This window comes from Paraburkholderia hiiakae, from assembly GCF_904848665.1.
In the GTDB taxonomy this organism is placed as follows: domain Bacteria; phylum Pseudomonadota; class Gammaproteobacteria; order Burkholderiales; family Burkholderiaceae; genus Paraburkholderia; species Paraburkholderia hiiakae.
The window spans coordinates 192,814-218,009 of record NZ_CAJHCQ010000008.1 but is presented as its reverse complement, the minus strand read 5'-3'; the positions used below and the strand labels follow the sequence as shown (position 1 = coordinate 218,009).

General features: G+C 64.4%; 21 protein-coding genes and 7 tRNA genes. 21 read left to right on the top strand and 7 right to left on the bottom strand.

Translation table 11 applies throughout. From position 1 onward, the window contains the following. Nucleotides 1-62 precede the first annotated feature (62 nt). From JMY28_RS17630 to JMY28_RS17610, 5 genes are all read left to right on the top strand, one after another. Nucleotides 63-1,997 carry an extracellular solute-binding protein gene (locus tag JMY28_RS17630; RefSeq protein WP_201697194.1) on the top strand — a complete coding sequence of 645 codons (1,935 nt, stop codon included), beginning with the start codon at nucleotides 63-65 and terminating at the stop codon, nucleotides 1,995-1,997. A 27-nt stretch (nucleotides 1,998-2,024) separates the two neighbouring features. Continuing rightward, entirely contained in the window at nucleotides 2,025-3,062 is a 1,038-nt protein-coding gene (locus JMY28_RS17625) for a microcin C ABC transporter permease YejB (protein ID WP_201697193.1), read from the top strand. Between the two features lies 1 nt (nucleotide 3,063). Next, nucleotides 3,064-4,170: an ABC transporter permease gene (locus JMY28_RS17620; protein ID WP_201697192.1), complete on the top strand. Its 1,107-nt coding sequence runs from the start codon at nucleotides 3,064-3,066 to the stop codon at nucleotides 4,168-4,170. After that, entirely contained in the window at nucleotides 4,167-5,786 is a 1,620-nt protein-coding gene (locus tag JMY28_RS17615; protein ID WP_201697191.1) for an ABC transporter ATP-binding protein, read from the top strand. The genes JMY28_RS17620 and JMY28_RS17615 overlap by 4 nt, the downstream gene beginning before the upstream one ends. Nucleotides 5,787-5,946: 160 nt before the next feature. Further along, nucleotides 5,947-6,657 (top strand): C40 family peptidase, encoded by a 711-nt coding sequence (locus tag JMY28_RS17610; protein ID WP_201697190.1) that lies wholly within the window; start codon nucleotides 5,947-5,949, stop codon nucleotides 6,655-6,657. Nucleotides 6,658-6,757: 100 nt separating this feature from the next. Here JMY28_RS17610 and JMY28_RS17605 read toward each other — a convergent pair whose 3' ends face one another. After that, nucleotides 6,758-7,702: a patatin-like phospholipase family protein gene (locus tag JMY28_RS17605; protein WP_201697189.1), complete on the bottom strand. Its 945-nt coding sequence runs from the start codon at nucleotides 7,700-7,702 to the stop codon at nucleotides 6,758-6,760. A gap of 482 nt (nucleotides 7,703-8,184) precedes the next feature. On the opposite strand from JMY28_RS17605, the gene gltX reads away from it, so the two are divergent. The 9 genes from gltX to JMY28_RS17560 all read left to right on the top strand — a co-directional run bounded on the left by gltX (nucleotide 8,185) and on the right by JMY28_RS17560 (nucleotide 11,462). Beyond that, a complete protein-coding gene (gene gltX, locus JMY28_RS17600; RefSeq protein ID WP_201697188.1) occupies nucleotides 8,185-9,606 on the top strand; it encodes a glutamate--tRNA ligase in 1,422 nt (473 codons plus the stop codon). A gap of 246 nt (nucleotides 9,607-9,852) precedes the next feature. Next, nucleotides 9,853-9,928: transfer RNA gene (locus JMY28_RS17595), tRNA-Ala, on the top strand. Between the two features lie 55 nt (nucleotides 9,929-9,983). Next, nucleotides 9,984-10,059: transfer RNA gene (locus JMY28_RS17590), tRNA-Glu, on the top strand. Nucleotides 10,060-10,134: 75 nt separating this feature from the next. Further along, nucleotides 10,135-10,211 (top strand) — tRNA-Asp (locus JMY28_RS17585). 71 nt (nucleotides 10,212-10,282) lie between these two features. Next, nucleotides 10,283-10,358, top strand: a tRNA-Glu gene (locus tag JMY28_RS17580). Between the two features lie 81 nt (nucleotides 10,359-10,439). Further along, nucleotides 10,440-10,516 (top strand) — tRNA-Asp (locus tag JMY28_RS17575). Nucleotides 10,517-10,585: 69 nt separating this feature from the next. Further along, a tRNA-Glu gene (locus JMY28_RS17570) sits at nucleotides 10,586-10,661 on the top strand. A gap of 81 nt (nucleotides 10,662-10,742) precedes the next feature. Next, a tRNA-Asp gene (locus JMY28_RS17565) sits at nucleotides 10,743-10,819 on the top strand. A gap of 178 nt (nucleotides 10,820-10,997) precedes the next feature. Beyond that, nucleotides 10,998-11,462, top strand: a complete 465-nt coding sequence (locus JMY28_RS17560; RefSeq protein ID WP_201697187.1) for a GNAT family N-acetyltransferase — start codon at nucleotides 10,998-11,000, stop codon at nucleotides 11,460-11,462. 18 nt (nucleotides 11,463-11,480) lie between these two features. On the opposite strand, the gene JMY28_RS17555 is transcribed toward JMY28_RS17560, so the two are convergent. Further along, a complete protein-coding gene (locus JMY28_RS17555; RefSeq protein WP_201697186.1) occupies nucleotides 11,481-12,386 on the bottom strand; it encodes an AraC family transcriptional regulator in 906 nt (301 codons plus the stop codon). Between the two features lie 182 nt (nucleotides 12,387-12,568). Between JMY28_RS17555 and JMY28_RS17550 the strand changes: the two genes are divergently transcribed. After that, a complete protein-coding gene (locus JMY28_RS17550) occupies nucleotides 12,569-12,976 on the top strand; it encodes a gamma-glutamylcyclotransferase family protein (protein WP_201697185.1) in 408 nt (135 codons plus the stop codon). Nucleotides 12,977-13,088: 112 nt separating this feature from the next. Here the strand turns inward: JMY28_RS17550 and aceB are convergent, their stop codons facing one another. Together aceB and JMY28_RS17540 are read right to left on the bottom strand one after the other, a co-directional pair. After that, a complete protein-coding gene (gene aceB / locus JMY28_RS17545) occupies nucleotides 13,089-14,681 on the bottom strand; it encodes a malate synthase A (protein ID WP_201697184.1) in 1,593 nt (530 codons plus the stop codon). Between the two features lie 68 nt (nucleotides 14,682-14,749). Further along, nucleotides 14,750-15,532: a haloacid dehalogenase type II gene (locus JMY28_RS17540; protein WP_201697183.1), complete on the bottom strand. Its 783-nt coding sequence runs from the start codon at nucleotides 15,530-15,532 to the stop codon at nucleotides 14,750-14,752. Nucleotides 15,533-15,697: 165 nt separating this feature from the next. Between JMY28_RS17540 and JMY28_RS17535 the strand changes: the two genes are divergently transcribed. After that, nucleotides 15,698-16,600: a LysR family transcriptional regulator gene (locus JMY28_RS17535; RefSeq protein ID WP_201697182.1), complete on the top strand. Its 903-nt coding sequence runs from the start codon at nucleotides 15,698-15,700 to the stop codon at nucleotides 16,598-16,600. Nucleotides 16,601-16,739: 139 nt separating this feature from the next. Further along, on the top strand, nucleotides 16,740-17,174 hold the full coding sequence (locus JMY28_RS17530) for a universal stress protein (RefSeq protein WP_201697181.1): 435 nt from the start codon (nucleotides 16,740-16,742) through the stop codon (nucleotides 17,172-17,174). Between the two features lie 288 nt (nucleotides 17,175-17,462). On the opposite strand, the gene aceA is transcribed toward JMY28_RS17530, so the two are convergent. The 3 genes from aceA to JMY28_RS17515 all read right to left on the bottom strand — a co-directional run bounded on the left by aceA (nucleotide 17,463) and on the right by JMY28_RS17515 (nucleotide 21,633). Beyond that, entirely contained in the window at nucleotides 17,463-18,770 is a 1,308-nt protein-coding gene (gene aceA / locus JMY28_RS17525; RefSeq protein WP_201697180.1) for an isocitrate lyase, read from the bottom strand. A 422-nt stretch (nucleotides 18,771-19,192) separates the two neighbouring features. Then, nucleotides 19,193-20,926: a DEAD/DEAH box helicase gene (locus tag JMY28_RS17520; RefSeq protein ID WP_201697179.1), complete on the bottom strand. Its 1,734-nt coding sequence runs from the start codon at nucleotides 20,924-20,926 to the stop codon at nucleotides 19,193-19,195. 437 nt (nucleotides 20,927-21,363) lie between these two features. Then, on the bottom strand, nucleotides 21,364-21,633 hold the full coding sequence (locus tag JMY28_RS17515) for an acyl-CoA-binding protein (protein ID WP_028204087.1): 270 nt from the start codon (nucleotides 21,631-21,633) through the stop codon (nucleotides 21,364-21,366). 189 nt (nucleotides 21,634-21,822) lie between these two features. On the opposite strand from JMY28_RS17515, the gene tsaB reads away from it, so the two are divergent. The 4 genes from tsaB to JMY28_RS17495 are packed head-to-tail and all read left to right on the top strand — an operon-like array spanning nucleotide 21,823 to nucleotide 25,190. Beyond that, a complete protein-coding gene (tsaB, locus tag JMY28_RS17510; protein ID WP_201697178.1) occupies nucleotides 21,823-22,647 on the top strand; it encodes a tRNA (adenosine(37)-N6)-threonylcarbamoyltransferase complex dimerization subunit type 1 TsaB in 825 nt (274 codons plus the stop codon). Further along, a complete protein-coding gene (gene rimI / locus JMY28_RS17505) occupies nucleotides 22,644-23,138 on the top strand; it encodes a ribosomal protein S18-alanine N-acetyltransferase (RefSeq protein WP_201697177.1) in 495 nt (164 codons plus the stop codon). Before tsaB ends, rimI begins: the two co-directional genes overlap by 4 nt. Next, nucleotides 23,125-24,108, top strand: a complete 984-nt coding sequence (locus JMY28_RS17500; RefSeq protein WP_201697176.1) for a uracil-DNA glycosylase — start codon at nucleotides 23,125-23,127, stop codon at nucleotides 24,106-24,108. Before rimI ends, JMY28_RS17500 begins: the two co-directional genes overlap by 14 nt. Then, a complete protein-coding gene (locus JMY28_RS17495) occupies nucleotides 24,105-25,190 on the top strand; it encodes a DUF1853 family protein (protein ID WP_201697175.1) in 1,086 nt (361 codons plus the stop codon). The genes JMY28_RS17500 and JMY28_RS17495 overlap by 4 nt, the downstream gene beginning before the upstream one ends. The last annotated feature ends 6 nt before the right edge of the window (nucleotides 25,191-25,196 follow it).

Here is a 25,196-nt window from a genome sequence, read left to right as displayed (position 1 = left end):
GCCGCGTGGTTTGGGTAGAATTCTCTCACAACTGACAAGGCAGCCCGGACAATTACCGATCTATGACGACAGGAACGCGAGGCAGGACGGCGCACGGCGCGCTTGGGGCAACCGTTCCTGGGGCACGCCTCGCGCCTGCGAAGAGGCTGGTGGCCATGTGTCTGGCGCTCGCATTCGGGCTGATGGCCATGCCGTCCGCGCATGCTGTCTACGCCATCGCGCAGTATGGCGAGCCCAGATATCCGCAAGGATTCGCGCACTTCGACTACGTGAATCCGGATGCGCCCAAGGGCGGCACGCTCGTCCTCGCCAATCCCGACCGCCTCACGAGCTTCGACAAGTTCAACCCGTTCACGCTGCGCGGCAATCCGGCGCCGGGCCTCGGCATGCTGTTCGAGAGCCTCACGACGGGGAGCCTCGACGAAGTGGCGTCCGCCTACGGTCTACTCGCAGACGATATCCGCATCGCGCCCGACGCGCTTTCGGTGACATTTCACCTCAATCCGAAGGCGCGTTTTTCGAATGGCGACCCGGTGACGGCTGAAGACGTGAAGTTTTCGCTCGATACCTTGAAGAGCCGCCAGGCCGCGCCGTCCATGCAGGCGTATTTCAGCGAGATCACGCGCGCGGTGGTGGTCGATCCCGCGACGATTCGCTTCGAGTTCCGCAGCAACAACCGCGAACTGCCGCTCATTGCGGGCGGCATGCCTGTGTTCTCGCACAAGTGGGGTTTGCGCCCGGACGGTGGCCGCATCGCCTTCGATCAACTCGCGTTCGAGCAGCCGATCGGCAGCGGCCCGTATGTGATCGACCGCTACTCGAACGGCCGCACGATCACCTACAAACTCGACCCCAGCTACTGGGGCCGGGACCTGCCGGTGCGCGTGGGCACCAACAACTTCGAGCGCATTACCTACAAGCTCTATTCCGATGACGTGGCACGCCTCGAGGCCTTCAAGGCGGGCGAGTACGACGCGCTCGTCGAATACGTGGCCCGCAATTGGGTGCGGCGCGATGTCGGCAAGCGCTTCGACAGCGGCGAGCTCATCAAGCGCGAATTCCCGCAGCACAATGGCACCGGCATGCAGGGCTTCGTCATGAATCTGCGCAAGCCCGTGTTCCAGGATGTGCGCGTGCGCCGCGCGCTCGACCTCGCGCTCGACTTCCAGTGGCTCAACCGCATGCTGTTCTATAGCCAGTACCGTCGCATCGACAGCTGGTTCGCGAATACGCAGCTGCAGGCCAAGGGCTTGCCGTCGCCAGGCGAGCTTGCATTGCTCGAGCCGTGGCGCAAGTCGCTCGATCCCGCCGTGTTCGGGCCGCCGCCTTCGCAGCCCGTTACGCCGCCGCCGGGGTCGCTGCGCGCGAATCTGCTCAAGGCGCGCGCGCTTCTGGCCGACGCCGGCTGGACCTACCGCGACGGCGCGCTGCGCAACGCGAAGGGCGAGCCGTTTACGTTCGAAGTGCTCGACGATACGAGCGCTTCGGCGCAGTGGGCGCCGATCATGGCGCAGTACACGCAGGCGCTCAGGCGGCTTGGCATCCAGGTGAACTATCGCTCGGTCGATTTCGCGCTCTACCAGAAGCGGCTCGACGCCTTCGACTTCGACATGACGACCATCAAGTTTCCCGACGTCCAGGTGCCCGGCGCGGAACAGATCGACCGTTTCGGCAGCAAGGCCGCCGACGAGCCGGGCTCGGGCAATCTGCTGGGTCTGAAGTCCCCCGCCGTCGATGCGATCCTCAAGGCGCTCACGCAGGCGCAAACGCTTCAGCAATTGCTCGACGCCACGCATGCGCTCGACCGGTTGCTGATGCACGGCTACTATGTGGTGCCGCAGTGGTACAGCGCGACGCACCGTGTGGCGTTCAAGAACACGCTGGCGTATCCGGCGAAATTGCCGCTGTACTATGGCGCGAACGACTGGATCATCTCGACGTGGTGGCTGAAGTCACAACCCCGGCCCCAGCCCGGGCCGCAAGCGGCCGGTCATTAACAACGGACACGACGGAAGCAACGAATCATGTGGAGCTACATCGTCAAACGCCTGCTGCTGATGATCCCGACGTTGTTCGGCGTACTCACGCTGACCTTCGGCGTGATCCAGTTCGTGCCGGGCGGCCCCGTCGAGCAGGCGGTGCGCGAGTTGCGGCGCGGTGCGGAGCAGGGCATGCCGTTTGGCATGCGTGCGCATTCGGGCGTGGACGCGCAGCAGATCGCGCAGCTCAAGCAGCTCTACGGCTTCGACAAGCCGCCGCTGCAGCGCTATTTCCTGATGCTCGGTCGCTTCGCGCGCTTCGATCTCGGGCAGAGCTATTTCCATCACCAGAGCGTCTGGTCGCTCATCGTTTCCAAGCTGCCGGTTTCGATCAGCATTGGCCTCTGGACGTTCTTTCTCACTTATCTGATATCGGTGCCGTTGGGCATCGCGAAGGCGGTGCGCAACGGCTCGCGCTTCGATCTCGTGACGAGCCTCGTCGTGCTCGTCGGTTACGCGATTCCGGGCTTCGTGCTGGGCGTGCTGCTGCTCGTGCTGTTTGGCGGCGGCTCGTTCCTGCAGCTCTTCCCGCTGCGCAATCTCACCTCCGATAACTGGGACACGCTCTCGCTCGGCGGCAAGATTCTCGACTATCTCTGGCACATCACGCTGCCCGTGACGGCCTCGGTGGTGGGCAGCTTTGCCGTCACGACCATGCTGACCAAGAACGCCTTTCTTGAAGAGATCCGCCGCCAATACGTGTTGACAGCGCGCGCCAAGGGCCTCTCGGAACGCACCGTGCTCTGGAAGCACGTGTTTCGCAACGCGTTGCTGCCGCTCGTCGTGGGGTTCCCGGCGGCATTCATCGGCGCGTTCTTCACCGGCAGTCTGCTGATCGAAACGCTTTTCTCGCTCGACGGACTCGGGCTGCTTTCATACGAATCCGTCGTGCGGCGTGACTATCCGGTCGTGCTCGGTACGCTGTACCTCTTCACGTTGATCGGACTGCTAACCAAACTGATTTCCGATCTGTGCTACGTGTGGGTCGATCCCCGCATCCAATTCGAACAACTGGAGCGCTGAGTTGAACCGAGTCCGCGCTGGCGCCGAGCCCGAACTTCGCACCGAGAGCGTGCGCGCCTTCAAATCGCCCACGCCCGCACGCCGCGTGTGGCTGCGCTTCAAGCAGCAGCGCCTTGGCTACTGGAGCCTGATCGTGTTTCTCGTCGCGTTCGCGGCGAGTCTTGCCGGCCCGCTCTGGTGCAACGACAAGCCGATCGTCGTGCGCTATGAAGGGCACTTGTATTTCCCGCTATTCAAGGACTATCCCGAGACTGCGTTCGGTGGCGATTTCCCCACGCCTGCCGACTATCTCGATCCGTATATTCGCCACCGATTCGACGCGCCCGGCAACTTCGCGATCTATCCACCGAACCCGTATTACTACGACACGCTCAACTACTTCGCGAAAGTGCCGAACCCCGCGCCGCCGTCGCGCCAGAACTGGCTCGGCACCGACGAAAGCGGCCGCGACCTGTTTGCGCGATTGCTGTACGGGTTTCGCGTGTCGGTGGAGTTCGCGCTGGTGCTGACCTTCATCGGTACGCTGCTCGGCGTGCTGGCAGGCGCGGTGCAGGGGTACTTCGGCGGCAAGGTGGATATCATCGGGCAGCGTCTCATCGAGATCTGGAGTTCGCTGCCGGAGCTTTATCTGCTCATCATTTTCGCGGCGATCTTCGAGCCCGGCTTCGTCCTGCTAATCGTGCTGCTTTCGCTGTTCGGCTGGATCGGTCTGTCGGATTACGTGCGCGCCGAATTCCTGCGCAACCGCAACCAGGACTATGTGCTCGCCGCGCGCGCGATGGGCCTCTCGAACTGGCAGATCATCTGGCATCACGTGCTGCCCAATAGCCTCACGCCCGTCATCACGTTCCTGCCGTTTCGCATGAGCGGCGCGATTCTCGCGCTCACGAGCCTCGACTTTCTGGGCCTGGGCGTCCCCGCGCCCACGCCGAGCCTGGGCGAATTGCTCGCGCAGGGCAAGCGCAATCTCGACGCGTGGTGGATCGCGCTCTCGACCTTCGGTGTGCTCGTCGCGACGTTGCTGCTCCTGACGTTCATCGGCGACGCGCTGCGCAACGCGCTCGACACGCGCATTTCCGACGCCATGAAGGCCGGAGGCAACCAGTGAGCGCCGTGCCTCAGGACATCGCCGCGCCGCTCCTCTCGATCGAACAGTTGAGCGTGCGCTTTAACGAGACGCTCGCCGTCGACGACGTCACGCTCGCGATCGGGCGCGGCGAGCGCGTGGCGCTCGTCGGCGAATCGGGTTCGGGCAAGACCGTGACCGCACTGGCGGTTCTGCGGCTCCTGCAAGATGCGCAGATCAGCGGAACGATCCGGCTCGACGGCGACGATCTGCTCGCGAAAAGTGAGCGCGCGATGCGCGGCCTGCGCGGCAGCGACGTCGCAATGATCTTCCAGGAGCCGATGTCGGCGCTCAATCCGCTCTACACGATCGGCGAGCAGATCGCGGAAACCATCGTGCTGCACGACGGCGTGTCGAAGAAAGCGGCCTACGAGCAGGCGGTGGGTTTGCTCGAGCGCACGGGCATTGCCGAAGCGCGGCGGCGCGTGTCCAGCTATCCGCATCAGCTCTCGGGCGGCCAGCGCCAGCGCGTGATGATCGCGATGGCGCTCGCGTGCCGTCCGCGCCTTTTGCTCGCCGACGAGCCGACCACAGCGCTCGACGTGACGATCCGCGGCCAGATCGTCGATCTGCTACTCGAATTGCAGCGCGAGGAGGCAGCGCGCCGCGGCATGTCGGTGCTGCTCATCACGCACGACCTGAACCTCGTGCGCCGCTTCGCGCAGCGCGTGGCCGTGATGGAGAAGGGCAGACTCGTTGAATCGGGCAGCATCGAGCAAATCTTCGAGGCACCGCAACACCCGTACACGCAGCGGCTCATCGCGAGCCGGCCCGAGCGCCACGTGCTTCCCGTGCTGCCGATCGCGCCGGTTCTGTTGCAGGCGAAAGACGTGATGGTCGACTTCGCAACCAGGCTGCCGGGTTTTCGCGGCTGGTGGCAGAAAGGGCGCTATCGCGCCGTGAACGACGCGAACATCGCGGTGCGCCAGGGTGAAACGCTCGGCATCGTCGGCGAGTCCGGGTCGGGCAAGACGACGCTGGCGATGGCGATGTTGGGGTTGCAACGAACGGCGGCCGGTGTCGTCGAGTTCCAGGGGCGGCCGATCGCGAGCTATCAGGGGCGCGAGAGGCTTTCGTTGCGCTCGCATCTACAGGTTGTCTTTCAGGATCCGTTCAGTTCGCTTTCTCCGCGCCAGACCATCGAGCGCATCGTGGGGGAGGGGCTCGCGCTGCATCGGCCCGACCTTTCCAGCGAGGAGCGGCGTAAGCGCGTGGTCGGCGTGCTGCGCGAAGTGGGCCTCGATCGCACCGTTTTGCAACGATATCCGCACGAGTTTTCGGGCGGCCAGCGCCAGCGTATTGCCATCGCGCGCACGCTGGTACTTGAGCCGCGCGTAATCGTGCTCGACGAACCGACCAGCGCGCTCGACGTATCGATCCAACAACAGGTGTTGAGATTGTTGACGGATTTGCAACGCAAGTACAACCTGGGTTACGTGTTCATCAGCCACGACCTGGAGGTGATCGGCGCAATGGCGCACCGGGTCGTGGTGATGCAGAACGGGGCGATCGTCGAGTCCGGCGAAGTCTCGAATATCTTCGATAGACCCGCCCATCCTTACACCCGAAAATTGTTGAAAGCCGCATTTGATCGCTAGGCTTTGGCGGAACTTTAGGGTGAATTTCGGTGAAATTCACCAATGAAGTGAATGTCGCGATTGAATTTTTCTATTTGTTTTGACACACAAATACTTACTGGCTAGTATCGTCCAAACTTTTCTACTAACTCCCTGATTTACGGGCAATTTCTACCGACCAATGCAGCACCGATACCTGACCCAGGCTTGCACGCGCGTCGTCGCCGGGATGTTCATCGGCGTACTGATGGCCGCAGCTCCCGGCGCGTTCGCCGATGAAGTAAGCAGCTTTAACCAGAATGCCTCATTTTCGCCGAGCAACACGGCGAATCCGCAGTCCATCCCCGCAATCCAGAACGCACTCCAGAATGCCAACCAGGCGACCCCGGCAGCGGCTCCGGCCCCGACCGAAGGCGGCGCCAAGGCGTTCCTTTCCGGTATGGCCGGCAAAGCCGGCGACGTCGTTGTCGGCGCACTCAACATGATTGGCGTGCGCTACCGCTGGGGCGGCAACTCGCCTGACTCCGGCCTCGATTGCAGCGGCTTCGTGCGCTACGTGTTCCAGGACACGCTCGGCATGTCGCTGCCGCGTCGCGCCGAAGAAATGAGCCGCGTGGGCGAGAAGGTCAGCATGAGCAACCTGAAGCCGGGCGACCTCGTGTTCTTCAATACGATGCGCCGCACGTTCTCGCACGTCGGTATCTATATTGGCGACAACAAGTTCGTGCATTCGCCGTCCACCGGCAGCACGATCCGCGTTGACGACCTCGACGACGGCTATTGGGAAAAGCGCTTCACGGGCGCACGCCGCATCGAGACTTCGTTCACGCCGGACCAGCAGCAAAGCCTCAAGCGCGTGAGCGCACAGTTCGACGCCAACGGCGGTAACTGATCGGGGTTTTGTAGCTCACCTGTAGCACAAAAAGCCTGCTTCTCGCGAAGCAGGCTTTTTGTGTTTGTGCGGCCGCTGCAGGGGCGCTCAGGTCCAGCGATCAGGCCGTCAGGCGCGCCGCGGCGAGTTTGCGCTCGAGTTCCGGCATGATGCGCGCAGCCGCTTCCTCGCCCGCGAGAATAGCCGCGTTGCGCTGCGTGAAGTCGCTGCTTGACATCGCGTTGAGGTTCGGGCGGATCACGACGTCGGCGTACTTGTCGAGTTCGTAGGTCTTGATCGTCTGGCCCATGATCGTAAAGGTCTGCATCAACACATCGAACTGGCTGAGCGTCGCGGCTGTTTCCGGGCGAGCCGAGATATCGACGGCGATTACGAAATCGGCGCCCATCTTGCGTGCGAACGAGGCAGGCACCGGGCTCACGAGGCCGCCATCCACGTATTCGTGGCCCGCGATCTTCACCGGCTCAAAAATCGATGGAATGCTGCACGACGCGCGCACGGCAATACCCGTGTTCCCACGCTGGAACAGGATGGGCTGCCCCGTGCGCAGGTCAGTTGCGACGACACCAAGCGGCTTCGCCATCTTTTCGATGGGGCGGTCGTGCAGCGTGGTGTTCAGATAGGTCTGGAGCGCCACACCCTGCAAGAGTCCGCGCGTGCGAAACGGCATCGCCCAGTCGCTGATCGAGGCTTCGTCCATCGTCAGTGCGAGCTTGTTGAGTGCGAAACCGTTCATGCCCGAGGCGTAAAGCGCCGCGACGACCGAGCCCGCGCTCGTGCCGGCCACGAAGTCGATCTGCACGTTACGCGCCTCGAGCGCCTTGATCACGCCGATATGCGCGAAGCCGCGCGCCGCGCCGCCGCCGAGCGCGAGGCCCACGCGAATCGTCCTCGTCGGCTTGGCGACGGGCGGTGGTGGCGCGGTGGTGACGGGCGGCGGGACGCTGGCGGTCTGGGTGCCCGCGGTCGTGCAGGCGGCAAGGACGGTGGAGGCGGCCGCAAGCGAAAAGTGGCGGCGGCTCAACGAGGGCGATGACTGCTTCAAAAAGGTTCTCCATGCGGTCCGCGTTCGTGTTCTAGCAGTAACGACGCGGTACCCCGGTCTGCTCGCGCGGGCGGCTGAGTATCGGTGTTTGCGCGCGCGACGCCGCAGCGTGGTGGCGGCGCGCCGACATCATAAGGCAAAGCGCGGCCGGTTTAGCAGGCGTGCATGTAACGCGATGTGTCGGTAGATGACAATGCGCCTGCCGGTTTGCGAGCGCGCGTATATTCGCGTGAGCTACGCGCGGCACATGCAGATGTACGCCGGGCCTCGCCCCAGGCCGAAGCGGTGCATGGCGGGTATAATCCGGTCTCTAATTTTCCGGATTCCCGTTCGCGCGCGAGCTTGTGCGCCCAGGCGCTCCCGCGCCCGCCGCGCGGGCTGACTGCGCCGCGAACCCTGGCCGTCCGCCGCCGTGGCTGCTTTTACCGCCAGCGCCGCGCCCCGGATGGCATCGTCCTCGCATCGTTCTCGAGTAATCGCCCATGACTACCTCTGTCGTCCGTACCCGCTTCGCGCCGAGCCCGACCGGCTTCATCCATCTCGGCAACATCCGTTCCGCGCTGTACCCGTGGGCGTTCGCGCGCCACAACAAGGGCGTCTTCGTGCTGCGGATCGAAGACACCGACCTCGAGCGTTCGACGTCGGAATCGGTCGATGCGATCCTCGAAGGCATGGAATGGCTCGGCCTGAATTTCGACGAAGGCCCGTTCTACCAGATGCAGCGCATGGACCGGTATCGCGAAGTGCTCAAGGAGATGCAGGAGCAGGGTCTCGTGTACCCGTGCTACATGTCCACCGAGGAGCTCGATGCGCTGCGCGAGCGCCAGCGCGCCGCCGGCGAGAAGCCGCGCTACGACGGCACGTGGCGCCCGGAGCCGGGCAAGGTGCTGCCCACGCCGCCGGAGGGCGTGCAGCCGGTGCTGCGCTTCCGTAACCCGCTCACGGGCGTGGTGGCATGGGACGACGCCGTCAAGGGCCGCGTGGAGATCTCGAACGAAGAGCTCGACGACCTCGTGATCGCCCGCCCGGACGGCACGCCGACCTACAACTTCTGCGTGGTCGTGGACGACCTCGACATGAAGATCACGCATGTGATTCGCGGCGACGACCACGTGAACAACACGCCGCGCCAGATCAACATCCTGCGCGCGCTCGGCGGCGAGCCGCCGGTCTATGCGCACTTGCCTACCGTGCTCAACGAGCAGGGCGAGAAGATGAGCAAGCGCCACGGCGCGATGAGCGTGATGGGCTATCGCGACGCAGGCTATCTGCCGGAAGCGGTGCTCAACTATCTCGCGCGTCTGGGCTGGTCGCACGGCGACGCCGAAGTGTTCACGTGCGAGCAGTTCGTCGATTGGTTCGACCTCGAGCATCTGGGCAAGTCGCCCGCGCAGTACGACCACAACAAGCTCAACTGGCTCAACAACCACTACCTGAAGGAAGTGGACAATGCGCGGCTCGCCGAGCTCTCGAAGTCGTTCTTCGCCGCGCTCGGCGTGGACGAGGCCGCACTTGCCAAGGGTCCGCCGCTCGAAGGCGTGGTCGCGCTCTTCAAGGACCGTGCGAACACGATCAAGGAGATCGCCGAGAGCGCGATGATGTTCTACCGCGAGCCGCAGCCAGAAGCCGAAGCACTTGCGCAGCACATCACGGAAGCGGTGCGGCCCGCGCTCGCCGACCTCGCCGCGGCGCTCAAGGGCGCTGAGTGGACGAAGGAGGGCGTCTCGGCCGCGCTCAAGGCAACGCTTGCCACGCACAAGCTCAAGATGCCGCAACTAGCGATGCCGGCCCGTTTGCTTGTGGCGGGTACGACGCATACGCCGTCGGTCGATGCGGTGCTCGTGTTGTTCGGCCGCGATGCGGTGGTGAACCGTATCGAGAAGGGCATTTCGGCTGCAAAGTAAATTTTTTGAAGAATTTTTCGCCTTGACCCTAGCGCCCGCGCGGCAGTTCTTGTAGTATTCGGGCTCCGTTGAATACGGAGCGCGAGAGAGTTGCAAATGAGCGGTAAATGAGCAGCAAATCTCACGCAAAGAGCCGCAGAATCGGGCAACGATGTTTCAACGAAACCTCGAAGCGCTTCAAAAAACGATTCAAAAGCTCTTGACGAAAGCGAAATTGATGTTTAAAATCTCGCTTCTGTTCTGCAAGGGGGTATAGCTCAGCTGGGAGAGCGCTTGCATGGCATGCAAGAGGTCAGCGGTTCGATCCCGCTTACCTCCACCAACAGAACGCGTAGTACGCAGTAGCGTGTGGTAACGGCATTATCTGAAAAGATCATGTCCCCTTCGTCTAGAGGCCTAGGACATCACCCTTTCACGGTGAGTACAGGGGTTCGAATCCCCTAGGGGACGCCAGACATGAGCGTCGTCGATGAGATTGGCGAGGCATCAGGTGGAAATCAATCGACATCCATCTGACTGTGTCGAATTGGAGCGGTAGTTCAGTTGGTTAGAATACCGGCCTGTCACGCCGGGGGTCGCGGGTTCGAGTCCCGTCCGCTCCGCCAGATCGAGCCCGTTCAGAAACTGTGAGCGGGCTTTTTAGTTAAAGTGACGATTACAGGCGCAAGCCCGTGTTGTCCCCTTCGTCTAGAGGCCTAGGACATCACCCTTTCACGGTGAGTACAGGGGTTCGAATCCCCTAGGGGACGCCAAATTAAAATGCGGCGCCAAAGCGTAGTGTGGCGACGCCGCCAGCGGGAATCGACCGACGCCCGCAGGTTGAGCAGCAAGCTGGAGCGGTAGTTCAGTCGGTTAGAATACCGGCCTGTCACGCCGGGGGTCGCGGGTTCGAGTCCCGTCCGCTCCGCCAGATTCAAAGCCGTTCGGTAGTTGCGAACGGCAGTAGTTCTAAAGTGGTTTCAAGGCTTATGCCTGTGTTGTCCCCTTCGTCTAGAGGCCTAGGACATCACCCTTTCACGGTGAGTACAGGGGTTCGAATCCCCTAGGGGACGCCAAATCAAAATGCGGCGCCAAAGCGTAGTGTGGCGACGCCGCCAGCGGGAATCAACCGATGCCCGCAGGTTGCGCAGCAAGCTGGAGCGGTAGTTCAGTTGGTTAGAATACCGGCCTGTCACGCCGGGGGTCGCGGGTTCGAGTCCCGTCCGCTCCGCCAGAACGAAGCCCGTTGGATACGTCCAACGGGCTTTTTCTTTTTCCGCAGACCTTTCTCCTACTTCCGTCCCATCCTTTCCCTACGCGCCATTTCATTTTGCCGTACGGACAATCTGCGATTGCCGGCGGCCGCGCGTTATCGTAGCGTTGTCGAAACTTCGTTTCCCCCGTTTGCCGTCATGTTCGCACCCAACGACATTCCGTCGCCGTTTCAGTTGCGCCGTGCCACCATGGACGATTTCGAGTTCGCGGAGACGCTCACGCGCAACAACATGGGTGGCTACTATCTGCGGCATCACCTCGTCTGGCGCGGCGATCTCTTTCTGGCGAGCTATCGCGAGTCGGAGAATTTCGTCCTCGAACTCGACGGCGAGGCGATCGGCGTGCTGCGCGTGACGCAAGAAGGCGACTCGCTGCACATTCGCGACGTGCAGATCGCCCAAGGCTATCGCGGCAATGGCGCCGGCACGTTCTTGCTCGACATCTCGCACCAATGGGCCCGCGAGCGTGGCCTGCGCGAACTGCAACTTCGCGTGTTCGTCGATAACCCGGCGGCGCGTCTTTATCTGCGCATGGGTTATCGCGTGGCGGGTCCGAGGCTTGCGCGGCTTGGCTCGATTCGCCATATGACGCGGCTTGTCTGAACGCAACTGCCATCCGGTTCAACGCACGCTGTTGTCACGATTGTCGTCGCGCCCGGCGGCCACGGAGTCTTCAGGTTCATGCTCGTCGCGATCGCCCGTGCCGCGCGCGATGAAGGCGCGAGGGCTCTCGCCGAACGCGCGGCGAAACATCGCCGAAAATGCGCTCTGGCTCTGGTAGCCGAGTTCCTGCGCCACGACGGCCATCGGGCGTCCCTGATTGAGCAGCGGAATCGCGCGAGCGAGAATCGCCTGCTGGCGCCACTGCGAAAAGCTCACCCCGAGTTCCTGACGAAAGAGCCGCGCGATCGTGCGCGTACTCGCTCCGACGTGTGCGGCCCAGTATTCGAGCGAGCCCGGTCCCGCCGGGTCGGCGATCAGCGCCTCGCACAGCGCGCGCAGGCGTTTTTCCTCGGGCATCGGCACAGCGAGCGGCAGCGGCGCCGAGCGCGTGATCTCGTCGAGCGCCAGCGCGCCCAGCAGGCGCTCGCGCGCCGTCGCAATGCCCCGCTCGTCGAGCGCGGCGATCGTCTCGCGCAGCAGGCCTGAGACTTCGACCACGCGGCACGCGTCGAGGCCGGGCGGAATCACCGACTCGTCTACATAGAGCGTGCGCAGGAATGCGTCCTCGACGATCGCCACCTCGTGCGTGACGTGAGGGGGCACCCAGATCGCCCGCGAGGGCGGCACCATCCACGTCGTGCCGGGTGTCGCCATGCGCAGCACACCGCGCGACGAGTAGGCGAGCTGCGCCCAAGCGTGCGTGTGCTGCGCGATGCACACGCCGGCCGGCATGGGCCGCGAGCGCACCCGGATAGGATGCGTGGGCGTAGGCGCGAACTCGGGCGGGATGTCGATGAGTTCGGCGCGCGGCGGCACCTGGTTGCTTGTGGTGTTGGCCGCAGAGTTGGGCGGATCCTCGGTCATGACGGGCACGGTGGCGGCGGGTTGGGTGACGGGTTTGCCGATGGGGTTGCCGGATCTGGCGCACCCATTGTAGACGCCTCGCGCGCAGCGGCTTGGGCAGCACGCATTTATGGCCGGGCATAATGCGGACGAATCGATAGCGTGCTCGTGTGAGGCGAGCCGCCTTGAAGGAGAGCAAAGCCATGAAATATGTGTTCGTCTACGGCACGCTGCGCGCGGGCGAGATCAACGACATCAACGTCGCGGCGGATCGCCACGCGATCGCGCGCCCGCGTCACCTCGGTCTCACCACGCTTGCCGGTCGGCTCTTCGACTTCGGTACCTATCCAGGGATGGTGGCCGAAGCGTCGGATGCGCCATCGACGGTCGTCGGCGACGTCTACGAAATCGACGACGCGCTCCTCGCCGTGCTCGACGAAATCGAGCAGGTTTATCCGGGCGTCGATGGTCTCTTCGTTTCGAAGGAAGTGGATATCGAGGTGCAGGGCGAACGTATCGCTTGCCTCTACTATCCGGTCGCGTGTGCCGCCATTGCAGGACGCCCCGAGATCGCAGGCGGCGACTGGGTCGCGCATCGGCGTGCGCGCTGATCGGTAGACGCGCGGCGCTTCCTGCGAGCGCGGCGCATGAAAACACGAAGGCCCGGCGGATTCGCATCCGCCGGGCCTTTTCCATCGGCTATTCGTTAGAGATGCGGAACGATCAGATCTCTTCGTACAGCGGCAGCGTCAGGAACTCGACGAAGTTTTCCGACGTCGACATCTGTTCGAAGATCTGCGCGGCGCGCTCGTACGGCTTCGTGTCGCCGCCCACCGACGCCTTCACCTTGTCCAGCTCCTGCGGGATCAGTTCGCGCACGAGTTCGGCCGTGACCTTGCGGCCGTCCTCGAGCTTGCCCTTGGGCGAGCGGATCCACTGCCACACCTGCGAGCGCGAGATTTCAGCCGTCGCGGCGTCTTCCATCAGGTTGTGGATCGGCACGCAGCCATTGCCCGCGAGCCACGAACCGAGATAGTGGATGCCCACGTTGATGTTGTTGCGCAGGCCCGTTTCGGTGATCGGCGCTTCCGGACGGAAGTCGAGCAGGTCCTTGCCCGCGACGTTCACATCGGGGCGTTGCTTGCTGATCTGGTTCGGCTTGTCACCGAGCACCTTCACGAACTCTTCCATCGCGATGGGCACCAGGCCCGGGTGCGCGACCCAGCCGCCGTCGTAGCCATCGGTGGCGTCGCGCGCCTTGTCCGAACGCACGCCGCCCATGGCCTTGTCGTTGGCGGCAGCGTCGTTCTTGATCGGGATGAGCGCGCTCATGCCGCCGATAGCCGGTGCGTTGCGCTTGTGGCAGGTCTTGAGCAGTTCGAGCGCGTAGGCGCGCATGAACGGCACCGTCATCGTGATCTGCGAGCGGTCGGCGAGGCAGAAGTCCTTGTCGTTCTTGAACTTCTTGATTGCCGAGAAGATGTAGTCCCAGCGGCCCGCGTTGAGGCCCGAGCTGTGCTCGCGCAGTTCATAGAGGATTTCGTCCATCTCGAACGCGGCGAGGATCGTCTCGACCAGCACCGTCGCGCGGATCGTGCCGCGCGGGATGCCCACGCCTTCCTGCGCCGCGACGAAGATATCGTTCCACAGGCGTGCTTCGAGATGGCTTTCCATCTTCGGCAGATAGAAGTACGGGCCGCTGCCGCGCGAAATCAGGTCCTTCGCGTTGTGGAAGAGATAGAGCGCGAAGTCGAAGACGCCGCCCGAGACACGCTGACCGTCCACCGTCACGTGCTTTTCGTCGAGGTGCCAGCCGCGCGGACGCACGATCAGCGTGGCGGTCTTGTCGTTGAGCTGGTAGGTCTTGCCGTTCTGTTCCAGCGAGATCGTGCGGCGCACGGCGTCCTTGAGGTTGAGCTGGCCGACGATCTGGTTTTCCCAGTTCGGCGAGTTCGAGTCCTCGAAGTCGGTCATGTACGAGTCCGCGCCCGAGTTCAGCGCGTTGATGATCATCTTGCGTTCGACCGGGCCCGTGATTTCCACGCGGCGGCATTCGAGATCCTTCGGCAGCGTTGCGATCTTCCAGTCGCCTTCGCGGATCGATTTCGTGTCGGCAAGAAAGTCGGGGCGCTCGCCGGCGTCGAGGCGCTTGGTGCGCTCGCCGCGTGCCTTCAGCAGTTCCTGGCGGCGCGGCTCGAACGCGCGATGCAGCTTCGCGACGAGTTCGAGCGCTTCGGGCGTGAGGATCGTTTCGAAGCCGGGCTGGATTTCAGCCGTGATCTGCATGCCTTGCGGCAGTTGCAACGTGTTCGCCATTTGCTTGCTCCTTGGTCGGTCAGATTGTGAATGTGTGGTTGTTGTGGCTGCGTCGAGTGGCTTGTCCGTCACGCGCCCGGGCTGGGGCGAGGGCGGCTTTGCCTGTCGGGCGCAGCGGTTTCGAGAAAAGCGGCGAGTTCCGCCATGCCGCCGCCAGTGCCATGCGGCGCTACGCCGAGCTCTTCGGCGGGCAGTCGCTGGCGGTTGATCCAGAACGTGGTGTAGCCGAACCAGCCGGCGCCCGCGGCGTCCCAGCCGTTCGACGACACGAACACCATGTCGCGCGGCGCGGCGTCGAAAGCGGTGGTGCCAAGCGAATACGCGGCGGCGGCCGGCTTGTAGGCGCGCACGGCATCGACCGATAGCACGTGATCGAAGAGGCCGCTCATGCCGGCGCTCTTCACCGCGATGTCGAGCATCTGCGGGTTGCCGTTCGAGAGGATCGCAAGGCCCATGCGCGTGCGGTCTTCGCGTCCTTCGTGCATCTGGCGCAGGCGGCGCAGCACGGGCAGCACGTCGGGGAAGGCCGAGAGGCAGGCGTATTCGTCCATGAGACGCTTTTCGCCCGCGCCGGTGAGCGGCAGGTTCAGGCGGCGCGCGGCGTAACGCAGCGCGTCGAGCGTGATGTCCCAGAACGGACGGTAGCGGGCGCCTGCCGGGTCGGAGAGGGTGCGCAGCTGCGTGTACTCGATCTGTTTGAGGCGCCAGAGCTGCGAGAGCGCCTCGCCCTGGCCGGGGAACATCTGCTCGGCGGCAGCGACGACCGAATGCACGTCGAAGAGCGTGCCGTACGCGTCGAAGATCACTGCCTTGGGAAACCGTGTTGTCGATGGTGTCGTTGTGGCCGACATAGCCTTGCACTCCGTCTTCAGAGGTCGAGGTCGATTGTATTCATGAGTCGTATCACTGAAAAAGGCGGGATTGATCACTTGATCTTTTACTTTTACCCACCTAATCTGTCGGCCTGATCTCTCCTTTCCACTGTTTCTGTCGCCGAGTGCGCTCCCTGACCACCGATGGACCGCTTCAAACAGATCGAAACCTTCGTCACCGTGGCGGCCAAGGGCAGCCTTTCCGCCGCCGCCCAGGCCGAGGGCGTGGCGCCCGCCATCATCGGCCGGCGCATCGATGCGCTCGAGGAGCGCCTCGGCGTGAAGCTGCTCGTGCGCACCACGCGGCGCATCACGCTCACGTTCGAAGGCTCGGCGTTCCTCGAGGACTGCCAGCGCATCATTCACGACATGCAGAACGCTGAGGCGAGCGTGTCCGAGGGTGGCGTGAAAGCGAGCGGGCACCTGCGCGTGTCCGCGCCGGCGGGCTTTGGGCGGCGGCACGTCGCGCCGCTCGTACCCGATTTCACGGTCGCGCATCCGGACGTGAGCATCGCGCTCGATCTTTCGGATCGGCTCGTCGATCTCGTGAACGAAGGCTTCGACTGCGCCGTGCGACTGGGCGAATTGCCCGATTCGTCGCTCGTGTCGCTCAAGCTCGGCGAAAACCGGCGCGTGTGCGTGGCGGCGCCCGCGTATCTCTCGCGCCGCGGCGAGCCCGAAACGCCGGCCGACCTCGCGCGCCACAACTGCCTCGCCTTCGGCGCGAGCTTGAACCAGCAGCGCGGCTGGGCGTTTCAGCAGGAAGGCAAAGTCGTGTCGATCCGCGTGGCGGGCACGATGGAATGCTCGGACGGCGCGGTGCTGCATGAGTGGTGTCTCGCGGGCCACGGTCTTGCGTGGCGCTCGTGGTGGGAAGTCGGCGAGGACATCGCGGCGGGCCGGCTCGTGACCGTGCTCGACGCGTTCGCCGCGCCGCCCATCGGCATCCATGCCGTGTTTCCGCAACGCCGTCATTTGCCGCTGCGCGTGCGCCTCTTTCTCGACTATCTCAAGCATACCTACGGTCAACCCGGTTACTGGGGATAGGGGCCGCAGTGCGTGTTTCCGATATCCGGATTGACCCGCACGCACGGCTTGCGCCGATTATTCGCGCACTACAATCGACCTGAGGGCCTTGGGTCTCTCCCTTGACTTGCCCGTAATCCGCTAGACCACTGAGCGCGCCATGTTCAAGCACATCCTCGTTCCGACCGACGGTTCGGCGCTGTCGAAGAAGGCGATCGACGGCGCGATCGACCTCGCACGCACAGTGGGCGCGCGCGTCACGGCCTACGCGTGCCTGCCGCAATATCCGTATTCGCCGTACGCCGACGTAGTGATCGAGCCGCCCGGCGATTTCCAGACGCGCAGTGAGCGAGAGGCGCGGGTGCATCTGGACGAAATCGAGGCGGCGGCGCGCAACGCGGGCGTGATCTGCGACAGCCGCACGAGCGTGCATGCGTCGCCGTATCTCGGCATCATCGAAGCCGCCGAATCCGGCGGCTGCGACGTGATTTTCATGGCCTCGCACGGGCGTCGCGGACTCGGCAGCCTGCTGATCGGCAGCGAGACGCAGCGCGTGCTCACCCATACGAAGATTCCGGTGATCGTGTATCGCTAGCCTGGTGCGGTGGATTGCAGGCGCCGATCGGGGCGGGCGCGTTCTCGCGGACTCGCGATGAAACACAAGGCCATGCTCGCCCGGTGCGTTGGCTGGGCGAGCCACGGGCCGGATTCTGTCCAGCACGCGCGGCCTGTGTCTTCTACGGCTTCCTCCCTGAAACGGCTTGCGGCATGCGCCCGGGCCGCGCCGGTGGGCGGCCGGCGCGCCCCGCCAAGGTACGCGTGCCGGCTGCCTGATCGAGCGCGGCGGCTTGCGCCGCCGTTACTGCCGTTGCTGCCGGTGGTCTTATGCCACCTTCTTGTCGAAGAACTGCTCGTCTTCCGTCGAACCGTGCAGCGCTGTGGTCGAGGCGTCGCGCTCGACCGTCTGCGTCACAGCGTCGAAGTAGCCCGTGCCCACTTCGCGCTGGTGCTTTACAGCAGTGAAGCCCTTCTCGGCGGCGGCGAACTCGGCCTGCTGGAGTTCGACGAACGCGCTCATGTTCTGGCGCGCATAGCCGTGCGCGAGGTTGAACATCGAGTAGTTGAGCGAGTGGAAGCCCGCAAGCGTGATGAACTGGAACTTGTAGCCCATCGCACCCAGTTCGCGCTGGAACCTGGCGATCGTTGCGTCGTCGAGGTTCTTTTTCCAGTTGAACGACGGTGAACAGTTGTACGAGAGCAGCTTGCCCGGGAATTGCTTGTGGATCGCTTCGGCGAACTTCTTCGCGAACTCGAGATCCGGCTTGCCCGTTTCGCACCAGATCATGTCGGCGTACGGGGCGTAAGCGAGACCGCGCGAGATGGCCTGCTCGAGGCCGTTCTTCGTGCGGAAGAAGCCTTCCACGGTGCGCTCGCCGGTGAGGAACGGCTTGTCGTTGTCGTCGATGTCGGACGTCACGAGGTCGGCGGCTTCCGCGTCGGTGCGGGCGAGCAACACGGTCGGCACGCCGCAGACGTCGGCGGCCAAACGCGCGGCCGTGAGCTTGGCGATGTTTTCGCGCGTCGGCACGAGCACCTTGCCGCCCATGTGGCCGCACTTCTTTACCGAGGCGAGCTGGTCTTCGAAGTGCACGCCTGCTGCGCCCGCTTCGATCATCGCCTTCATCAGTTCGAACGCGTTCAGGACGCCGCCGAAGCCGGCTTCAGCGTCGGCCACGATCGGCTGGAAGAAGTCGGTATAGCCTTCGTCGCCGGGGTTCTTGCCTTCGGACCACTGGATCTGGTCGGCGCGCGTGAGTGTGTTGTTGATGCGCTTGACGACCTGTGGCACCGAATTGGCCGGGTAGAGCGACTGGTCCGGGTACATTTCGCCGGCGAGGTTGGCGTCGCCTGCGACCTGCCAGCCCGAGAGATAGATTGCCTTGAGCCCGGCCTTCACTTGCTGCATGGCCTGGTTGCCCGTGAGCGCGCCCAGTGCGTTGATGAATGGCTCGGTGTTCACGCCTTGCCAGAGCTTTTCGGCGCCGTGCTTCGCGAGCGTGTGCTCGGGCTGGATCGAACCGCGCAGGCGCACCACGTCTTCAGCGGTGTAGTTCCGCTTGATGCCCTTCCAGCGCGGATCGGTTTCCCATTGTTGTTGGAGTTGCCGGGCTTGCTGTTGACGAGTCGACATGGTGTGCTCCTTCATTTGCCTGATAAGTGGGATCGCTGGAACGGAACTGCTGAACCGCTGAATCTCACGAAACGAAGACGGCGGCTTCTGGCTTTGGGCGTTTCGTTTTGCGAACTCTTATATAAGAGTCTAGGCAAATCGATCAACCGGCAACAGCCAGCTGATGAGCTTTTTTGAGCTTTTTTATTTTAATAAAATCATCGAGTTAATGAATTAGTTTTGTGATGTGAAATGCTGTTTTTCATCTTGCAATAGGACCCTTTGTGCCACGCAGCACGATTTTTTACGAAGCAAAAAAATTTTTCATATCGTGAAATTTGCGCGGGGATAAAAAAAGACCGGTGCCTAAGCACCGGTCCTGAGTCTTTTGCTGCGGCGGCGGGGCGGCTCGAAGGCCGCGCCGTGCGCCGCTTGTTGACTATTTAGCTGTCGCGACGTGCGCCACGCGGGCCGTCGTTACGGCGCGCGCCGTAACCGCCACCGCCTTCGCGCGAGCGGCCGTAGCCTTCGCGTTGCTGGCCGAAGCCGCCGCGGTTGCCTTCGCCGCCGCGCGAGCCGCCGCCAAGGCCGCCTTCACGCGAACCGAAGCCGCCTTCGCGGGCGCCATAGCCGCCGCGCGAGCCTTCCGGCTTATTGCCCCAGCTGTTGCCGTTGCGATCGCCGCCACCGTTGCCACCATTGCCGCCACGGGCGCCGTAGCCACCCGGCTTGCCGTTGCCGTTGCTGTTACCGTTACCGAAGCGACGGCCGCCGCCATTGCCACCGCCCGGACGACCGCGGCCGCCGAAGCCACGGTTGGCCGGCGCCGCTTTGCGCGGCTCGAAACCTTCCACGACGTTCACAGGCAGCGGCGAGCGCACGAAACGCTCGATGCGCTTGAGCGCGCCTTGCTCGGCGTGATGCACGAGGCTCACCGCCACACCCGAGCGGCCCGCACGGCCAGTACGGCCAATACGGTGCACGTAGTCTTCGGCGAACTTCGGCAGATCGTAGTTGAACACGTGCGTGATGCCGGGGATGTCGATACCACGCGCCGCGACGTCGGTCGCGACGAGCACGCGCACGCGGCGCTCGCGCAGCGCACGGATCGTGCGGTTACGCGCGCCTTGCGGCAGGTCGCCATGCAGCGCGGCGCTTTCGAAGCCTGCGTCGGCAAGCTTGCCGGCGAGCTGGTCGGCGTCCATCTTCGTGGCGGTGAACACCACGGCCTGGTCGAGGCTTTCGTCGCGCAGCAGGTGGTCGAGCAGACGATCCTTGTGATCGCGGTCGTCCACGTAGTGCACGGTTTGCGCGATGTTCGAGCTCGCCTCGAGCTTGCGCACGATCTCGATACGCTCCGGGTCCTTCAACAGGCGGCCGGTGATCGAAGCGATCTTTCCGTCGAGCGTTGCCGAGAACAGCATCGTCTGACGGGTTTCCGGCGTAGCGGCAACGATCGTGTCGATGTCGTCGATGAAGCCCATGTCGAGCATGCGGTCGGCTTCGTCGAGCACGAGCATCTTGAGTTCGGACAGGTCGATGCGGCCGCGCTCGAGGTGATCGAGCAGACGGCCAGGCGTCGCCACGAGAATCTCGGGGTTCTTCGCGAGCAGCATCAGCTGCTGGCCGTATGCCACGCCGCCGAGAATGCTCACGGTGCGCAGACGGCGCAGGTGCTTGCCGTACGTCGAAGCGGCCGTGGTTACCTGCATCGCGAGCTCACGCGTGGGCGTGAGGACGAGGAGGCCGGGGCGCGCAACCGGTTGCGGACGGCGCTGGCGACGATCGGCTTGCTGGCCTTGGGCGCCTTGCGGGCGCGGCTCGCGCGGCTGGGCTGCCAGGGTCTTCTGGATCTGCGCGAAGCGCTCGATGGCGGGCAGCATGAACGCTGCGGTCTTGCCCGAACCGGTCGGGCTGGAGACCAGCAGGTCGCGGCCGGCGATGGCGGCAGGAATGGCGCGTTCCTGCACGGGCGTCGGGGCCTTGTAGCCCGCTGCGATCAGCCCGGAGACGATCTCCGGCGACAGACCGAGCGACGCGAATGCCGAACCGTCATTGGCCTCGACTGCCTCGGCAGCCTGCGCGGGGGCTTCAGCGGAAGCGTCGGCGGCAGCGGAGAGACCGAGGGCCTGATCGGCGATTGCGTCCAGGGGGCTTTGGGTATTGCTCGAAGTCATGAAAATCCTTGTTACACAGGAAATAGAACGTCGGCGCCAATCGGCATACCCAAGTCGTCGGATTTTGCGAACAAATCGAAAAACGGGGGCAATCCGCCCACAATGGCGGATTTTTCGTTAGAAGCTGTTTTGGGTGCGACTTTGGCCGGGATTGGCCAGTCGCCAGCCTGATACTTGACGGCCCGAAAGCAGGGCCAAGCAGGGGGGGACAGGTTCTAAACTGGATTGGAGCTTAACGCTACGAGGCGTTGTGCTGATCGAACGAGCGACCGGAGCGCAACGCAGCACGCAGTATATCTCGTTTTGTTGCGGCGCGCCAGAGCGACGCAACGCGAAGGCACGGGCGCGGCGGTGTGACGCAGCAGGCCGGCTTGCCCGCGTCGTCACGCACCTCGTTTGCCTGGCGTGTGCCGGGCGTTTCTAAGGAGAGGGCCAGGTCAGCTCGTGGCGCCGCTCTTAAGCGATTCGACGAGTTCGACGTATTGCTGCCTGGCGGTCTCTTGTGCCGTGCCTTGCAGCGCGGCCCACGCTTCGTACTTGTACTTGCCGACGATGTCGGTGAAGCCAGGCTTGTCGCCGTGCACGTCGCCTTCGGTGGCCTGCTTGAAGAGTGCGTAGAGGCGCAGCAGCGTCAGATTGCCGGGGCGTTCCGGCAGTTGCTGCACGTCTTGCTGGGCTTGGGCGAACTGCGTGTTCACGTCACTCATCGTTGTTTCCTCCGCGTATTGGTTCAGGTCAGCGCGCCGATGGTAGCAGCGCAAACCCCGGAAAAGCTGGAGCGATTCCTCCACTCGTGCCGGGCGCGGATGAACCAGAACACGTCAAGACGCACGCGCAACCGCCACATGGCGAGAGCCGTGGGCCCGCACGGGAGACGGGGCATTACAATAGCGCTCATGACCGAAACCGTGCTGCTTGCCCTCGATACTTCGACCGAATATTGCTCGGTCGCGCTGCTTCGCGTCGCCCCCGGCGGCGCAGATCGTTCTCCCTCTACCAGCGGCGAGACCGCGTCCGGATCGCTCTCGGAAGTCAGCGTCTGGGTGCGCCACGAGGCCACGGGCGCCGTCTCCAGCACCCGGCTCCTCCCGGCCATTGGCGAATTGTTCGACGAAGCCGGCCTCACGCTCGCCGACTGCGACGCGATTGCGTTCGGCGCGGGTCCGGGCTCCTTCACTGGGCTGCGTACGGCAACGGGAGTGGCTCAGGGGCTCGCGTTCGGCCTCGATATTCCGGTGGTGGCGGTGGGCACGTTGCTCGTGTGTGCGGAGAGCGCGCGGCTGCGCGATCCCGCGGTGACCCGCGTGCTGGCCGCGCTCGACGCGCGCATGGACGAGGCCTACTGGGCCGATTTCGAATGGGACGCCGCAGCCGGCGACTGGCGCACGTTGCAGGCCGCTTCGCTCGACTCGCCGGAGCACATCGCCGCACCCGACGCGCCGTTCACACTAGCGGGCAACGCCGCCGCCGCTTTCGGCGCTCGCCTCACGGCCGCTGCCGCCGCGCGCACGATCGACGCCGAGGCGCTCCCGCACGCGTTGCCGCTTGCGCACGCGGCGTTGCGTGCGTATCGCGCGGGCCGCACGCAACCCGCCGACCAGGCCGCGCCCGAATACGTGCGCAACAAGGTCGCGCAGACCACGGCCGAACGCCTTGCCGCGAAGGCCGCCGCTCAACGTGTTGCGGGCGCAGCGGGCGAAGGCGGTGAGGGCGCGAAATGAGTGGCGTGCTCATGACCGACCGCTACTTGTCGCCGATGACCGAAAGCGACCTGGACGAAGTCGCGATCATCGAGCGCTCGGCGTATGAGTTTCCGTGGTCGCGCGGCAACTTCGAAGACTCGCTGCGCAATGGCTATTACGGCCTGTGCATGCGCCACGTCACCGGCACGCTGATCGGCTATTGCGTGCTGATGCCCGTGGTCGATGAGATGCATCTGCTGAATCTTTGCGTCGCGCCTCAGGCGCAGGGCGCGGGCGCGGGGCTCACGATGCTGCGCGAGGCGGTACGCATTGCGCGCTCGCAAGGCCTCGAAGGCTTGCTGCTCGAAGTCCGGCCTTCGAATCATCGGGCGATCCGGCTGTACGAACAGTTCGGTTTCATCACGATCGGCCGTCGCAAGAACTACTATCCGGCCAGACATCACAGCCGCGAGGACGCACTCGTGATGCGTTTTTCTTTTGCAGGGGAGGGCGCTGATGCCGCTCGATGAGATCGCGCTGGAGGAGCTTGGGCTCGCGCCGCGCTGGGTGCGCAAAGGAACGCGGGGTGGTGCACCGCTCGAAGCGTCTCGTGACGATGAGGCCGTTGCGCCGTCGCCCGCAGTGACGCGCGCGGAAGCCGTTACGCCGGTGGTGGAAGCGGCGCGTCCCGTCGCCGCGCCGCAGCCTGCCGAAGCACAACCGGCCGCCCCGGAGCTATCGCAGCCCCAGCGGCCACCGCAACCCGTTGCGCGCGCCGCAGCGCCCTCGAAGCCCGCGCCGCATCTAGCCGACGAACCGCCGCCGCTTACCGATGACGATTTCGCGTGGTTCGACTCGGTGGCCCAGCCGGTTCTGCCACACGACGCCGAGCCGGCGTCGACGAGCGGCGCACCCCGCAGCGACGTCGCGACGCTCGATTGGGACGCGCTCGCCGAACGCGTCGCCTCGTGCACGCGCTGCGGTCTGTGCGAGAAACGCACCAACACCGTGTTCGGCGTGGGCGATCGCGAGGCCGACTGGATGCTGATCGGCGAGGCACCCGGCGAGAACGAGGACCGTCAGGGCGAGCCCTTCGTCGGCCAGGCGGGCAAGCTGCTCGACAACATGCTGCGCGCGCTCTCGCTCGCGCGCGGTGAGAACGTCTATATCGCGAACGTGATCAAGTGCCGCCCGCCTGGCAACCGCAATCCGGAGCCCGACGAGGTCGCGCGCTGCGAGCCGTATCTGCAGCGTCAGGTGGCGCTGGTGAAGCCGAAGATCATTGTCGCGCTCGGGCGTTTCGCGGCGCAGAGCCTGCTCAAGACCGACGGCAGCATCGCGTCGCTACGCGGACGTGTCCACGAGTACGAGGGCGTGCCCGTCATCGTCACCTATCACCCCGCGTATCTGCTGCGCAGCCTGCATGACAAGGGGAAGGCATGGGCCGACCTCTGCCTCGCACGCGACACCTGGCGCGCGGCGTCCGGCGGCGAGCGATGAACGCCGCGCGGCCCGCGGACGTATCCGGTGCGAGTGGTGCCCCGGGCGACGGCGGGCCGCGAGATGATGCCGCGTCGGAGAGCGTGCCCGGCACTTGCGCGGACCACGACGTAATCGATCGCGTTGCCGATCCGGCCGTGCGCGATCTCGCGTGGCTGCTCTTCAGCGCCGATCTGTTGCGTGCGCAACCACCACTCGCACCGCTCGCGCAATGGTGCGCCAATGCGCAGGAAGCTCGCGCCGCGCGCGACTGGCTCGCGCAACTCGATCGCGATCCGGCGAGGCTGCACGAAGCGCTCATGGCCGCGCCGACGCATCGCCTTGGGCGCTATGCCGAAAATCTGCTGGGATGGTTTCTCGCGAATGGACCTGCGGCCCAACTCATCGCGCAGAATGTGCCGTTGCGGCGTGCTGGGCTCACCCTCGGCGAGTGCGATTTTCTTGTGCAGACGCGCGCCGGAGAGCGCCTGCATTGGGAACTCGCGGTGAAGTGCTATCTGCACGCAGGACCTGGCGATGAGTCACGCGCCTCGCTTGCCGAATTCGTCGGGCCGAACTTGCGCGATCGCTTCGATCTGAAGCTGACACATCTGCGCGACCGTCAACTGCGTTTGAGCGCACGCGAAGAATTCGCCTCGCTCGGTTACGAAGGGCAGTGGCTCGCGCAAATGTTCGTGAAGGGCTGGCTTTTCTACCGGGCGGGAGAGGCGGCGCCGTCGCGGGTGGAGGACGCCCCCGAGCTAGCCGCAGATCATGGGCGCGGCTGGTGGGTGACGCGTTCGGAGTGGCCGACGTTCGCGCAGCAACAGGCGGCCGATGGCTGGAGCGTGTTGCCGAGGCTCGCGTGGCTCGCGCCACGCAGGCTGGCGGCCGCACCGGGCGCCGCGCAAGCAAACGCAGGCACAGCCGTCGCGCCGCCCGTTGAGCCCAACGAGTTGGTCATCGCGCTAGCCCGACCAGATGACCCTGTCCTGGTCGCGGCATTCACTGCCGACAGCGCAGGCGGCTACCGTGAAATGTCGCGCGGCTTCATCGTTCCCGACGACTGGCCCGCGCGCGCCGCGGCATTTTCACGTCAATGAGTTGCA

What these genes read in the sequence shown, in the direction of transcription:
- JMY28_RS17630 (WP_201697194.1), top strand. Translation starts at nt 63, where the DNA reads ATGACGACAGGAACGCGAGGCAGGACGGCGCACGGCGCGCTTGGGGCA.
- JMY28_RS17625 (WP_201697193.1), top strand. Translation starts at nt 2,025, where the DNA reads ATGTGGAGCTACATCGTCAAACGCCTGCTGCTGATGATCCCGACGTTG.
- JMY28_RS17610 (WP_201697190.1), top strand. Translation starts at nt 5,947, where the DNA reads ATGCAGCACCGATACCTGACCCAGGCTTGCACGCGCGTCGTCGCCGGG.
- gltX (WP_201697188.1), top strand. Translation starts at nt 8,185, where the DNA reads ATGACTACCTCTGTCGTCCGTACCCGCTTCGCGCCGAGCCCGACCGGC.
- JMY28_RS17560 (WP_201697187.1), top strand. Translation starts at nt 10,998, where the DNA reads ATGTTCGCACCCAACGACATTCCGTCGCCGTTTCAGTTGCGCCGTGCC.
- JMY28_RS17555 (WP_201697186.1), bottom strand. Translation starts at nt 12,386, where the DNA reads ATGACCGAGGATCCGCCCAACTCTGCGGCCAACACCACAAGCAACCAG.
- JMY28_RS17550 (WP_201697185.1), top strand. Translation starts at nt 12,569, where the DNA reads ATGAAATATGTGTTCGTCTACGGCACGCTGCGCGCGGGCGAGATCAAC.
- aceB (WP_201697184.1), bottom strand. Translation starts at nt 14,681, where the DNA reads ATGGCGAACACGTTGCAACTGCCGCAAGGCATGCAGATCACGGCTGAA.
- JMY28_RS17540 (WP_201697183.1), bottom strand. Translation starts at nt 15,532, where the DNA reads ATGTCGGCCACAACGACACCATCGACAACACGGTTTCCCAAGGCAGTG.
- JMY28_RS17535 (WP_201697182.1), top strand. Translation starts at nt 15,698, where the DNA reads ATGGACCGCTTCAAACAGATCGAAACCTTCGTCACCGTGGCGGCCAAG.
- JMY28_RS17530 (WP_201697181.1), top strand. Translation starts at nt 16,740, where the DNA reads ATGTTCAAGCACATCCTCGTTCCGACCGACGGTTCGGCGCTGTCGAAG.
- aceA (WP_201697180.1), bottom strand. Translation starts at nt 18,770, where the DNA reads ATGTCGACTCGTCAACAGCAAGCCCGGCAACTCCAACAACAATGGGAA.
- JMY28_RS17520 (WP_201697179.1), bottom strand. Translation starts at nt 20,926, where the DNA reads ATGACTTCGAGCAATACCCAAAGCCCCCTGGACGCAATCGCCGATCAG.
- JMY28_RS17515 (WP_028204087.1), bottom strand. Translation starts at nt 21,633, where the DNA reads ATGAGTGACGTGAACACGCAGTTCGCCCAAGCCCAGCAAGACGTGCAG.
- tsaB (WP_201697178.1), top strand. Translation starts at nt 21,823, where the DNA reads ATGACCGAAACCGTGCTGCTTGCCCTCGATACTTCGACCGAATATTGC.
- rimI (WP_201697177.1), top strand. Translation starts at nt 22,644, where the DNA reads ATGAGTGGCGTGCTCATGACCGACCGCTACTTGTCGCCGATGACCGAA.
- JMY28_RS17500 (WP_201697176.1), top strand. Translation starts at nt 23,125, where the DNA reads ATGCCGCTCGATGAGATCGCGCTGGAGGAGCTTGGGCTCGCGCCGCGC.
- JMY28_RS17495 (WP_201697175.1), top strand. Translation starts at nt 24,105, where the DNA reads ATGAACGCCGCGCGGCCCGCGGACGTATCCGGTGCGAGTGGTGCCCCG.